The organism is Streptomyces sp. NPDC111656 (genome assembly GCF_055656965.1).
Genome location: NZ_JBVKCA010000006.1, coordinates 437,712 through 450,681, shown reverse-complemented (window position 1 = coordinate 450,681; position 12,970 = coordinate 437,712). Strand labels below are relative to the sequence as shown.

The window sequence follows — 12,970 nt, the reverse complement described above, 5'->3', positions numbered from 1 at the left end:
TGAAATGCATGACGGGAATTTCACGCTACCCGACATGCCGCTTTTCCGCGCGGTACGCCTCCAGCAGGCGGAGCCACACCTCGCTCGCGGTGGGGTAGCTGGGCACGACATGCCACAGCACGGGAAGCGGCACTCTCGCGACGATGGCCGTCGTGGCGGAGTGGACGAGTTCCGCGACGCCCGAGCCGACGAACGTCGCGCCCACCACCGTGTCGGTACCCCGGTCGACGACCAGTTTGGCGCGCCCGAGGTAGTCCTCGCGCAGCACGTACGTGCCGGCCAGCGCGGCCATGTCGTACTCGACCGTCGCCACGTCGAGTCCCGCCGCACGCGCCTCCCGCTCGGTCATGCCGGCCGATCCGACCTCCGGGTCGGTGAAGGTCACCTGCGGGTTGCCCCGGTGTCCGTCGGCGGAGCCCGGCACGCCGCTCCCCGCTCCGTCCACCCGCCCTTCCGTGGCACGGGCGGCGATCACCTCACCGGCGATCCGCGCCTGGTACTTGCCCATGTGGGTCAGCAGCGCGCGTCCGCAGACATCACCGACCGCGTACAACCAGTGCCCGTCCACCGCCCGTACGGCCTGCTCGTCGTCGACCTCCAGAAAGCCGCCGTCGGGGCATCCCACCGACGACAGGCCGATGTCCTGGGTGTTCGGCGTACGGCCGGTGGCGAGCACCAGTTCGTCGGCGACGAGCGTGCTCCCGTCGTCCAGCCGGACGGTGACCTCGCCGCCGTGCGGCAGCCCGACTCCCGTGTCGCGGGGCTCGTCGCGCCGCACCTCGGTGACCGACCTACCGGGAAGCAGCCGCACCCCCGCGGCCGTCAACTGGTCACCCACCATGCGCCCGGCGAAGGGTTCCGCCCGGGCCAGCAGGCCGGCGCGCCGGTACACGATGCTCAACTCCTCGACGCCCAGCGGCTTCAGCCAGGTCGCCGCCTCGCACGCGACCACCCCACCGCCCAGCACCACGACCCGGCGTGGCACCTCGTGCAGATTGGTGACGTCGCGGGAGGTCCAGGGGCGTGCCTCGGTCATGCCGGGGATCGTCGGCACGGTGGTGCAGGAGCCCGTGTCGATCACCACCGCGTGCCGTGCGGTCAGCACCCGGGTGGCGCCGGCCGCCGTCTCCACCGCCACCGCGCGCTCCCCGGCGAGCCGCCCGTACCCGCGCACCACATCGATGCCGACGCCGAGCGCCCAGCCGATCTGCGAGGAGTCGTCGAGGCCGTTCACGACGGTGTCACGGCGGGCCAGTACCGCCCGCACGTCCAGCTCGCGCCCGGTCAACAGCGAGGACACACCCGGCACATGCCGTCCGCCGTCCAGCACCTCGGCCGGGCGCAACAGGGCCTTGCTGGGCATGCAGGCCCAGTACGAGCACTCGCCGCCCAGCAACTCCGCCTCGACCAGCACCGCGTCCAGACCGGAGAACTGCGTGGCGTACTGAGCCGCGTTCTCCCCGGCCGCGGCGCCGCCCAGGACGATGACGTCCCACTCGGAACGATCGGGATCCACACGCGCTGCCATCATTCACGCCCTCAATTACGAGAATGGTGAACCCGGAGGATTCGGCGATGGCTCTCGTATTGCGCTCGGACGGGGGTTACCACTCCACTCCTCGTCCTGCTCCGCTCCGGCCTTTTCTCCGAATACGAGAAAGGGTACGCCTCCGGGCTGTTCTCGGCGCTGGGAGAGGTCACGCCGTCCGGCGGATCAGCGCCAGATACATGGCGTCCGTACCGTGCAGATGCGGCCACAGCTGGATGTCGGGGCCGTCGCCCAGCGCCGGTACGCCGGGCAGGAGCGGGCGGGCGTCGAGGAGTTCGGCGGAGCCCGTGTCGTAGTGCTTGAGGACGTCGTCCACGACCGCGCGGGTCTCGGCGAGGTGCGGCGAGCAGGTCGCGTACCCGACGACGCCGCCGACCCGCACGGAGTCCAGCGCCGTCCGCAACAGCCCGCGCTGGAGGGGCGCGAAGCCGTCCAGGTCCTCGGGACGGCGCCGCCAGCGGGCCTCGGGACGGCGGCGCAGGGCGCCAAGACCCGTGCAGGGCACGTCCATGAGCACCCGGTCGAAGGTGCCGGGCAGCCACGGCGGACGGGTGCCGTCGGCGGCGATGACCTGGTAGGGGCCTGGATTGCCCGCGAGTGCCTTCGCCACCAGGCCCGCCCGGTGCGGCTGCTTCTCCGCGGCGAGCAGCGCGGCGCCGCGCTCGGCGGCCAGTCCGGCGAGCATGGCGGCCTTGCCGCCGGGGCCCGCGCAGCCGTCCAGCCACGCCTTGTCCCGGCCGTCGAGCGGCGCGTTCGCGAGCGCGAGCGCCACCAGCTGGCTGCCCTCGTCCTGGACGCCCGCACGCCCCTCGCGTACGGCGTCGATGGCACCCGGCTCGCCGCCCTCGCTGAGCCGCACGGCGTACGGCGACCAGCGTCCCGGCAGCACGGACTCCTCCCCGAGGACGCCGAGGAGTTCGTCGGCGGTGGAACGCCCGGGCCGCGCCACGAGCGTCACCTCGGGCCGTTCGTTGTCGGCCTCGAGCAGGTCCTCGATCCCGGCACGGCCGCCGCCCAGCGCGTCCCACAGCGCCGAGACGACCCAGCGCGGGTGCGAGTGCACGACGGCGAGGTGGTCCTCGGGGTCCTCGTCGTAGGGCGGCGCGACCTGCTCCAGCCAGGCGTCGAGATCCTGCCGGGCGACCTTGCGCAGCACGGCGTTGACGAACTTGGCGCGCCCGTCGCCGAGTACGACGCGGGCGAGTTCGACGGAGGCGGACACGGCGGCGTGCGTGGGGATGCGCGTCCCGAGCAGCTGATGCACGCCGAGGCTGAGCACATCGAGTACGGGCGGATCGACTTCTCGCAGCGGCCGGTCCACGCACGCCGCGATGACGGCGTCGTACGTCCCCTGCCGGCGCAGCGTCCCGTACACCAGCTCGGTGGCCAGCGCCGCGTCCCGCCCGTCGAACTTTTCCGGTCCCTCCTTCTCGCGCGCCTTCCGCAGCAGCGGCGGCAGCACGAGGTTCGCGTACGCGTCGCGCTCGTCTACGGCCCGCAGCGCCTCGAAGGCGAGCATGCGGACCGGGTCCTTCTGGGGGCGGCGGTAGGGCTTGCCGGGCTTGCGCGGCCCGCGGGACTGCTCAGTCACGAAAAAGGTGCTCCGGATCCTGGATGGTTCGACCCCTCCAGCCTACTTCCGGACGGACGTCGCCGGCCGGACGGCCCAGGTGTCCCGGTCGGCCGGCCCGGCCGCCGCTCAGCCGCCCGGGATCACCAGTCCCGTCTCGTACGCGATCACGACCGCCTGGGCCCGGCTGTCCAGGCCGAGCTTGGTCATGGTGCGGTTGAGGTGGGTCTTGACGGTGGCCTCGCTGATGCCGAGGCGATGGGCGATCTCCAGGTTGGACAGGCCCCGGGCGGTCAGCTTCAGCACCTCGACCTCGCGCGAGGTCAGCACGCCCAGGTCGGGTGGCGCGGCGTCCCGCGCGGGCCCGTGCTGCCGGGCGAAGGCCTCGATCAGGCGGCGGGTGATGCTGGGCGCGAAGAGGGCGTCGCCGCCGTCGACCGCGGCCACCGCGGCGAGCAGCCGCTCGGGCCCGGAGTCCTTCAGCAGGAACCCGCAGGCCCCGGCCCGCAGGGCTCCGTACACGTACTCGTCGAGGTCGAAGGTGGTCAGGATCAGGATGCGCGGCGCCCGGTCGGGGGCCTCGGCGAGGATGCGCTCGGTGGCCTCGATGCCGTTCACACCGGGCATGCGGATGTCCATGAGGATCACGTCGGGGCGGGTCCTGGCGGCCAGCCGCACGGCCTCCGCGCCGTCCGCCGCCTCCCCCACGACCTCGAAGCCGGGCGCGGCGTCCAGCAGGCCCACGAGCCCGGCGCGGATGAGGAACTGGTCGTCGACGACGAGCACTCTGGTCATCTCGTACGGTCGTCCCCCCGCCAGGTGGCCGATGCCGAGGTCGGCAGGGCCAGCTCGACCGCGAAGCCTCCCTCGGCGCGCGGGCCGAGGCTGAGTGTCCCGCCGTAGAGCTTGGCCCGCTCGCGCATGCCGATCAAGCCGTGCCCGGTGCCCCTCGGGACCTTGTCCGAAATCACCCCCTCCCCGTCGTCCGTGACGGAGACCGTCAACTCGTGCCGCCCGTAACCGAGTGCCACGCGCGCGTGTGCCCGTCCGGCGTGCTTGAGGACGTTGGTGAGGGCCTCCTGGACGACGCGGTAGGCGCACAGCTCTACGCCCGGCGCGAGCGGGCGGGGTGTGCCCTCGACGGCCAGCTCGACCGGGACGCCACCGGCCCTGACCCGGTCGACCAGCTCCGCCAGCCGGGCCAGGGTGGGCATCGGAGCCCCGTCGGGTGCCCGCGGGTCCTCCTCGCGAAGCAACTGGAGCATGCGTCTGAGCTCCTCCAGCGCCTCGCCGCTGCTGTCCGCGATGGTGCCCAGCGCGCCACGGGCCTTGGCCGGATCGGAGTCGAGGACGAACCGGGCCAGGCCCGCCTGCACGGAGATCACCGACATGTGGTGGGCGACCACGTCGTGCAGCTCCCGCGCGATCCGCCCACGCTCGTCGGCGACCGCACGCCGGGCCCGCTCGTTCTGCTCCTCACGCAGTCTGCGGGTGAGTTCGGCGGAGTGCCGGGTCAGGGTGCCGAACCGGACCAGCACCGAGCAGTACAGCAGCGCCTGCCCCAGGACGACCGCCATCGACGGGCTGTGGCCGACCAGTCCGCCGTAGCCCCAGACGGCGACCGCGCAGGCCGCGCAGGCGACGGCGATCCGGGGCGGACGGTGCGCCGCGACCGTGTAGAGGGCGAGCATGGGGCCGAAGAAGCACGCCACGGGCCAGTAGCCGAAGGTGACATAGGCGACCGAGGCGGCCTGTACGGCGGCGAAGACGGTGAGCGGCCACCTGCCGCGCAGGGCGACCGGCAGTTGCGCGAGGGCGATCAGGACGTGGGCACGCCCGTCGGGTTCGGGCCAGCCCTGCGCCGCCCTCGACACATGCGCCAGCGGCATGGCCACCCCGGTCATGGCGAGCGCGATCAGTGTGTCGACGACGAACGGCCGGGGCGTCCTCAGGCGCATCGCCGCAGCCTAGCCCCGGATCCCGGACGGTACGTCAACTTCCCGTGCTACCACGGGAGTTGTACAACCTCACGGCTACCGCGCTCGGTGCTGCGGGAGTTCCACCCGCCGCGGGACGCGGCGGCCGTGGTACCGCTCCTACCGTCAGGCACAGCGGCACCGCCGATCGAGCGGAGCCACACGGCCCGTGGGCTGTTCGGGGTTCCCGGCCGGGGACCCGGCCCAGGGCCTGAAGGAGCCCGCATGACCCTGCGCAAGCACATCGCCCTGGCCACGGCCGCCCTCGCCCTGGGCAGCGGCCTCGCCGTACTGCCCGCGACCGGGGCGTCGGCGACGACGTACACCTGCGACTACAGCACCGACGGCTACTGGGCATACGCCGGCCACTACTCGGGGACCACCGTGCAGCCTTCGAGCACCGGGGTGTCGTCCGCGGGCATCGAGGCACAGTGCCTGCTCGACCTGGCGGGCTTCAGCCCCGGCACCATCGACGGGGTCTTCGGCACCAAGTCCCAGGCGGCGGCCGCGGACTTCCAGCGGCTGGCCAACAAGTACTACGGGGTCACCCTCACGGTGGACGGCAAGGTCGGCCCGAAGACCTGGCCGGTGCTGCGCGCCCACGCCTTCTGATCCCTCCCGGCCGACCGGGAGGGACGATGGCCCGCACCCACGGGGGAGGTGCGGGCCATCGCCGTACGACCGCGTGTCAGGCCCCGAGCCGCTCCCCGGAGGCGATGCGCACCCCACGGGCCCAGTCGGCCGCGCGCATCGGCTTCTTGCCCTGGGCCTGGACCCAGAGCAGTTCCACGGCGTACGAGCCGGTCCCGACGTACACGTTGTTCTTGCCCACGGACAGTTCGCCCGGGGCGAGGTCGGTGCGCTCGGGCACGGGTGTGGCGTGGATGAGCTTGAGCCGCTCGCCGCGGAAGACGGTCCAGGCGCCGGGCGCGGGCGTGCACCCGCGCACCATCCGGTCGACACGCAGCGCCGGTGCGGACCAGTCGACGTGGGCGTTCTCGACGGTGATCTTCGGCGCCAGGGTGATGCCGTCGGCAGGCTGCGGTACGGCCTTCAGGGTGCCGTCCTCGATGCCGTCCATGGTCGCGACGAGCAGGCCGGCACCGGCGAAGGCGAGCCGGGTGAGCAGGTCACCGCTGGTGTCGGTGCGCCGGATCTCCTCGGTGACGGTCCCGTAGACCGGCCCCGAGTCGAGCCCCTCCTCGATGAGGAAGGTGGAGGCGCCGGTGATCTCGTCCCCCGCCATGATCGCGTGCTGCACGGGGGCGGCGCCGCGCCAGGCGGGCAGCAGGGAGAAGTGCAGATTGACCCATCCGAGGGCGGGCACGTCGAGGGCGACCCGAGGCAGCAGCGCCCCGTACGCCACCACGGGGCAGGCGTCGGGCCCGATCTCCCGCAGCCGGGCCAGGAAGCCCTCGTCCCGCGGCTTGACCGGCTTCAGCACCTCGATGCCGGCCTCCTCCGCCCGCTCGGCGACCGGACTCGCGACAAGCCGCCGGCCCCGGCCGGCGGGCGCGTCGGGCCGCGTGACCACGGCGGCCACCTCGTGCCGCCCGGAGGCGATCAAGGCGTCCAGTGCGGGAACGGCGACCTCGGGGGTACCTGCGAAGACGAGCTTCATGGGTGGCGGCTGGCCTCTCGGGCGGGAACGCTTCAGGGCCCTGCACACCCGCCGGTCCGGACGGGGTACGGGGCAGCGCACCAGTCTATGCGGCGCGACGGCTCGACGGCCCGGGGGTTCGACGGGCGACACATCCAACGCACGAACGCACGAACACACAAACACACGGACAAGCACCGACGGCCGAGGCGAGACAACGGCGCACCGGGGGCGTACGCCCCCGGACGCGCCCTGTGAATATGCCCTTACGCCCCCGCAGCGTGACCACTCACCCGCAAACGCGTTGGTCAAGAGAGAGTTGACCACAACGGGCCGCGATCACGGCCCGATCCTTTTCAACGCCGGTTCGAGAGGCTTGTTCATGGCCGACCACGCAACCCACGACGCCCAGGCTCGGGCCAGCCTGCACTTGCTGGTGCGGGACATCGAGCGGGTCCGCCGGCAGGTGGACGCACTGCGCACGCTCACCGCACAACTGGGCAACGTCTACCGCCCGCGCCGCTCCGGCCCCTCCGCGGGCTTCGTCGTCTACGGACGCGCCCCCGCCCCGACCGTCCGCCTCGCCCAGGAGCTGCGGGACAGCGTCGAGACCCTGGTCACGGCCGCCGTGGACTTCGACCGCTCCCTGGGCTTCTCCTGGGACGCCGTGGGCTCCGCCCTCGGGGTCACCAAGCAGGCGGTGCACCGCCGTTACGGCGCCCGCCGCGCCGCCGCGCAGGCCGCCGCCGAGGCCGAGCGCTCCACGGAGACCTCGGGCACCCGCACGGTCGCCGTCAACACGGGCATCCCCACGGTGCCGACGGTCCCCGCCGCCCGCTCCATGCCGACCCAGCCGACCGCGGGCAGCCCCACCCTCCGCGACGAGGTCAGGCCCACGGCGTTCCCGGGCCCCCGCAACGGCTGACCCCACCTCTCGCCTGCCTCCCGGCACCATCGAAGCCGGGAGGCGGCCCAGGTCGGGGCGGCCCGGACGGGGGTGGACCGACGCTCGTCACCCGATGCCCGACCGACACTCGTCACCCGATGTCCGGCGGATCGATCCGAATCCGTACGGGCTCACTCCCGCCCCGCGCCATCCGCGCCGCCTGGGCGGCCTTCAGCGCGGCCGCCAGCGCCGCCCCGCTCCCCGGCGGCACCCGAACGAGCGCCCGCTCCCACTGCTCACCCGGCGGCGGCGCCCCCACCCGCCGCGGCCCCCCGGCCTGCGTGACGGGCAGCGGCACCGGCCCCAGCACCTCCGCATCGCCCGGAAGCTCGACCACGGCGAGGAACTCGGCGAGCGCCTCCGTCGTACCCGACACGGCAGCCATCCGGGACACCGGCGGAAACCCGAGCTCGGCCCGCTCGGCGAGCTCCCGCACCGCGTGCCCGACGGGATCCCACCGCACGAGCGCCTGCACGGGCCGCAGGGTCGGCTCCGCGACGACCACGACCGTGCCCCCCGCCCCCTGCCCGCGGACCAGCGCCGCCGCGCCGATCCACCGGCGCAGCGCGTCCTCGCCGGCCCGCAGATCGGGCCGCGACAGCATCGTCCAGCCGTCGAGCAGCAACGCGGCCGCGTACCCGCCCTCGGCGACGGGCTCGGCCCCCGGCGTGCTCACGACGAGCGCGGGCGCACCCGGGACCGTGTCGAGCACCTGCTCGCGTCCCGACGTCCGCACGGGCACGGCCGGAAACGCCCGCCCCAGCTCCTCAGCGGTCCGCCGCGCGCCCACGACCTGGGCCCGCAGCCGGAACCCACCGCACTCGGGACAGTGCCAAGCCGCCTCGTCCCGCCCGCACCACGTGCACAGCAGCGCCCCGGCGTCCCGCGCCTCCAGCGGTCCCGCGCAGTGCCGGCAGCGAGCCGGAGCCCGGCACTGCGCACAGGCCATCCGCGGTACGTACCCACGCCGCGGCACCTGCACCAGTACGGGCCCGTGCCGCAGGCCGTCCCTCACCACCTGCCAGGCGAGGGTCGGCAGCCGGGCGGCCCGCGCCGCCTCGTCCCGCGCGAGATCCCCGTCCCCCACGGTCCGCACCAGCGGCGCGCTCGCCCGCACCTGCTCCCGCTCGGCGACCAGCGGCAGCGCCCACCCGCTCTCGACCAACTGCGCCGCCTCGACCGTGCAGCCCCAACTCCCCAACAGAAAAGCGCACTTGTCATGGGCGGCCCGCAGCAGCAGCACTTCCCGGGCATGCGGCTGCGGCGCGTGCAGCTCGCTGTGGCTGTCGTCGCCGTCGTCCCAGATGACGACGAGTCCCAGATCCCGTACGGGCGCGAACATGGCGGCCCGGGTCCCCACGACGGCCCGCACGGACCCACGCCGCACGGCCAGCCACTCCCGGTAGCGCTTCTCGGGCCCGGCCTCGGCCGTGAGCACCGCGTGCTGCCCCTCCCCCAGCACGGCGGACAGCGCGGCATCCACCCGTGTGACGGCCCGGCCGTCCGGCACGACGACGAGCGCGCCCCGCCCCGAGGCGAGCGTCGCGCCCACGGCGCTGGCGATCTCCTCGGCCCAGCCGGGCCCCGGCAACGCGTTCCACACGGCCCGCGGTGCCCCGCCCGCGGCGAGCGACTCGAGAAAGGCCGCCCCCCGCCCGTATCGCGTCCAGGAACCGGTCGCGGGTATGCCGGGCGGAGGAAGCGGCGCGGGCGAGGGCTTCTGTTCGGCCCGCGCGTTGCGCGGCGGGACCGCGAGCTGCAGCACGTCCGCGAGGCTCCCCGCGTACCGGTCGGCGACGGCGCGCGCGAGTCCCAGCAGCTCGGGCCCGAGCACGGGCTCGGGCGACACGACCTGCGCGAGCGCGGCGAGCGGCCCGGAGTAGTCGGACTCGGCGAGCCGCTCGACGAGGAACCCGTCGATCAGCCCTCCGCCCTCACGGCGGCCCTCCCGCACCCGGTGCCGGCCGGCCCCGAACCGCACCCGGACCCGCACGCCCGGCTGTGCCTCGGCGTCCAGCTCCTCGGGCACGGCGTAGTCGAAATACCGGTCGAGGTGCAGCACACCCTTGTCGACGAGGACCCGTGCGACAGGCAGCTCCTCGGCGAGCTTCGCCCCCCGCCACGTGCGCGGCTTCGCCTTGGGCGCCCTGGCCTGCCGCACCCCTTCCCGAATCAACGCAAGCTGCTCGGGCGGCGCACCCTCCGCGCCACCCTCACCCCACCCGTTCGCGCTGCTCACAGCAACATTCCTACCAGACCCCACTGACACCGCCGCGCGCCCGAGATCAGACCGGCCACGGATCACGAACGCCCCGAGGGCGCTTCTGCCATGGGCCACTCGGCCATACCGGTCCAAGGACCGGCAGCAGGATTCGAACCTGCGAGGGGATCACCCGGAAGTACCCGCGGCCATCGCACCGGACGCCACGACGTCAGTTCTCCCGAGTTCCAAGCGGCAGCGGACCATGATCCAGAATCACCGCGCGCCCTGGGCGCACTCCACCGAAGTAACCGCGGCCATCGCACCGGGAGACCTCGACCCTACGAACCCCGACCCCACCCGCACCACCGATTTACCCACCGGCCGCGACCGGCCCCCGCGGACTCCCGCCGGGAAACGGTGAGGCCCGGCGCCCCCGAAGGGGTACCGGGCCTCACCGCGCAGGCGTTGCTTACAGACCGACGGCCTTGCGCAGGGCCTCCACGCGGTCCGTGCGCTCCCACGTGAAGTCGGGCAGCTCGCGGCCGAAGTGGCCGTAGGCGGCCGTCTGGGAGTAGATCGGGCGCAGCAGGTCGAGGTCACGGATGATGGCCGCCGGGCGGAGGTCGAAGACCTCGGCGATGGCGGTCTCGATCTTCTCGGCGTCGACCTTGGCGGTGCCGAAGGTCTCGACGAAGAGACCGACCGGCTCGGCCTTGCCGATGGCGTAGGCGACCTGGACCTCGCAGCGGGAGGCGAGGCCCGCGGCGACGACGTTCTTGGCGACCCAGCGCATGGCGTAGGCGGCGGAGCGGTCGACCTTGGACGGGTCCTTGCCGGAGAAGGCGCCGCCGCCGTGGCGGGCCATGCCGCCGTACGTGTCGATGATGATCTTGCGGCCGGTGAGGCCGGCGTCGCCCATCGGGCCGCCGATCTCGAAGCGGCCGGTCGGGTTCACCAGGAGGCGGTAGCCCTCGGTCTCCAGCTTGATGCCGTCGTCGAGGAGGGCCTTGAGCTCCGGCTCGACCACGAACTCGCGGATGTCGGGGGCGAGGAGGGAGTCGAGGTCGATGTCCGACGCGTGCTGCGAGGAGACGACGACCGTGTCCAGGCGGACCGCCTTGTCACCGTCGTACTCGATGGTGACCTGGGTCTTGCCGTCGGGACGGAGGTAGGGGATCGTCCCGTTCTTGCGGACCTCGGAGAGGCGGCGCGACAGGCGGTGCGCGAGGTGGATCGGGAGCGGCATCAGCTCCGGGGTCTCGTCCGTCGCGTACCCGAACATCAGGCCCTGGTCGCCGGCGCCCTGCTTGTCGAGCTCGTCCTCGTCGCCCTCGACCCGGTTCTCGTACGCCGTGTCGACACCCTGCGCGATGTCGGGCGACTGCGAGCCGATCGACACCGAGACACCACAGGAAGCTCCGTCGAAGCCCTTCTTCGACGAGTCGTAACCGATCTCCAGGATCTTGTCGCGGACCAGCTGGGCGATCGGCGCGTAAGCCTTGGTCGTGACCTCGCCGGCCACGTGCACCAGGCCGGTCGTGATCAGCGTCTCCACGGCGACCCGGGACGTCGGGTCCTCGCGCAGAAGCGCATCGAGAATGGTGTCGCTGATCTGGTCAGCGATCTTGTCGGGGTGACCCTCGGTCACGGACTCCGAGGTGAACAGGCGACGGGACACTACGCTCCCTGTGGTTGCAGCGGCTGCTGGCTGATCATTGGTGGACGGGACGAGAGCTGCGCTCGGCGTCGTCCGAGAACAGTTTATCGGTCGCACTCGCCCACAGGCCCCCCTGTCTCGCTTCTCGGAAGCGCTGTGACCTGCGGCACGGGCATTCTGCGTCATGACGATCGTTCTCCACCAGGGTCACCACGGGCGATTTCACGCTGATGGACGCTACTGCCGGGGCTAATGAGACATTCACATCAGGCGGCGTCCCACCAGGTCCCACACCATCTCGGCCAGAGCTTCCTTGGGTCCGTACGGCACCGGGGTCTCACTGCCGTCGGCCCCCAGCACCACGGCCTCGTTCTCCTCGGCACCGAAGGTCTTGCGCTCCCCCACCTCGTTCACGACGAGAAGGTCGCACCCCTTGCGCGCCAGCTTCGTACGACCGTTGGCGAGCACGTCGTCCGTCTCGGCGGCGAAACCGACGACCACCTGGCCGGGGCGGGGACGGTCCGCCGAGATCTCCGCGAGGATGTCCGGATTGCGGACCAGAACGATCGGCTCCGGCTCCTGGTCGTCCTTCTTCTTGATCTTCCCGGCCGCGTAGGCGGCCGGGCGGAAGTCCGCCACCGCCGCCGCCATCACCACGGCGTCGGCGTCCGAGGCGGCCTTGAGGACCGCCTCGCGCAGCTGCACGGCCGTCCCGACCCGCACCACGTCCACGCCCGCCGGGTCCGGCAGTCCGGTGTTCGCGGCGATCAGCGTGACCCGGGCGCCCCGCGCGGCCGCGGTGCGCGCCAAGGCGTACCCCTGCTTGCCGGAGGAGCGGTTGCCGAGGAAACGGACGGGGTCGAGGGGCTCTCGGGTACCGCCGGCGCTGACGACGACGTGACGCCCGGCCAGATCGGGCTCGGTCACACCCCGGGCGAGCACCCGGCGGCAGACCTCGAAGATCTCCGCGGGGTCGGGCAGCCGCCCCTTGCCGGTGTCGACACCGGTCAGGCGCCCCACCGCGGGCTCGATGACGACGGCGCCGCGGCGGCGCAGCGTCGCCACGTTCTCCTGTGTGGCGGGGTGCTCCCACATCTCGGTGTGCATGGCGGGCGCGAAGACGACCGGGCAGCGGGCCGTGAGCAGGGTGTTGGTGAGGAGGTCGTCGGCCAGGCCGTGGGCGGCCTTGGCGAGCATGTCGGCCGTCGCGGGAGCCACCACCACCAGGTCCGCGTGCTGGCCGATGCGGACGTGCGGGACCTCGTGGACGTCCGACCAGACCTCGGTGGAGACGGGGTGGCCGGAGAGCGCGGACCAGGTGGCGGCGCCGACGAAGTGCAGCGCGGAGGCGGTGGGGACGACGCGAACGTCGTGGCCCGACTCCGTCAGCCTGCGCAGCAGCTCACAGGCCTTGTACGCGGCGATGCCACCGCTGACCCCCAGCACGACCTTGGGCTTGTCCACCGTCT

Annotated in this window: 10 protein-coding genes; 2 read left to right on the top strand and 8 right to left on the bottom strand. The window is 73.1% G+C overall.

Translation table 11 applies throughout. The features are described from left to right. Positions 1–25: 25 nt before the first annotated feature. The 4 genes from ACZ7M3_RS21035 to ACZ7M3_RS21020 all read right to left on the bottom strand — a co-directional run bounded on the left by ACZ7M3_RS21035 (position 26) and on the right by ACZ7M3_RS21020 (position 5,077). Complete coding sequence (locus ACZ7M3_RS21035; protein WP_472065062.1) at positions 26–1,531, bottom strand: dihydrolipoyl dehydrogenase family protein; 1,506 nt, start codon at positions 1,529–1,531, stop codon at positions 26–28. Positions 1,532–1,697: 166 nt separating this feature from the next. Beyond that, positions 1,698–3,140 carry an RsmB/NOP family class I SAM-dependent RNA methyltransferase gene (locus ACZ7M3_RS21030; RefSeq protein WP_472065060.1) on the bottom strand — a complete coding sequence of 481 codons (1,443 nt, stop codon included), beginning with the start codon at positions 3,138–3,140 and terminating at the stop codon, positions 1,698–1,700. Between the two features lie 108 nt (positions 3,141–3,248). Further along, the gene (locus ACZ7M3_RS21025; protein WP_190173398.1) at positions 3,249–3,914 is read right to left on the bottom strand and encodes a response regulator; all 666 of its coding nucleotides are present in this window, start codon (positions 3,912–3,914) and stop codon (positions 3,249–3,251) included. Continuing rightward, entirely contained in the window at positions 3,911–5,077 is a 1,167-nt protein-coding gene (locus tag ACZ7M3_RS21020; protein ID WP_472065058.1) for a sensor histidine kinase, read from the bottom strand. Before ACZ7M3_RS21020 ends, ACZ7M3_RS21025 begins: the two co-directional genes overlap by 4 nt. Positions 5,078–5,320: 243 nt before the next feature. Between ACZ7M3_RS21020 and ACZ7M3_RS21015 the strand changes: the two genes are divergently transcribed. After that, complete coding sequence (locus tag ACZ7M3_RS21015; RefSeq protein WP_190173397.1) at positions 5,321–5,707, top strand: peptidoglycan-binding domain-containing protein; 387 nt, start codon at positions 5,321–5,323, stop codon at positions 5,705–5,707. 76 nt (positions 5,708–5,783) lie between these two features. On the opposite strand, the gene fmt is transcribed toward ACZ7M3_RS21015, so the two are convergent. Next, a complete protein-coding gene (gene fmt, locus ACZ7M3_RS21010) occupies positions 5,784–6,716 on the bottom strand; it encodes a methionyl-tRNA formyltransferase (RefSeq protein ID WP_472065056.1) in 933 nt (310 codons plus the stop codon). Between the two features lie 361 nt (positions 6,717–7,077). On the opposite strand from fmt, the gene ACZ7M3_RS21005 reads away from it, so the two are divergent. Next, complete coding sequence (locus ACZ7M3_RS21005) at positions 7,078–7,620, top strand: hypothetical protein (protein ID WP_067366048.1); 543 nt, start codon at positions 7,078–7,080, stop codon at positions 7,618–7,620. Between the two features lie 112 nt (positions 7,621–7,732). Here ACZ7M3_RS21005 and ACZ7M3_RS21000 read toward each other — a convergent pair whose 3' ends face one another. The 3 genes from ACZ7M3_RS21000 to coaBC form a co-directional block, all read right to left on the bottom strand. Next, complete coding sequence (locus ACZ7M3_RS21000) at positions 7,733–9,880, bottom strand: primosomal protein N' (protein WP_472065054.1); 2,148 nt, start codon at positions 9,878–9,880, stop codon at positions 7,733–7,735. Positions 9,881–10,313: 433 nt separating this feature from the next. Then, positions 10,314–11,522, bottom strand: a complete 1,209-nt coding sequence (gene metK, locus ACZ7M3_RS20995; RefSeq protein ID WP_054233985.1) for a methionine adenosyltransferase — start codon at positions 11,520–11,522, stop codon at positions 10,314–10,316. Between the two features lie 240 nt (positions 11,523–11,762). Next, the gene (gene coaBC / locus ACZ7M3_RS20990) at positions 11,763–12,965 is read right to left on the bottom strand and encodes a bifunctional phosphopantothenoylcysteine decarboxylase/phosphopantothenate--cysteine ligase CoaBC (protein ID WP_179436643.1); all 1,203 of its coding nucleotides are present in this window, start codon (positions 12,963–12,965) and stop codon (positions 11,763–11,765) included. Positions 12,966–12,970: the final 5 nt, after the last annotated feature.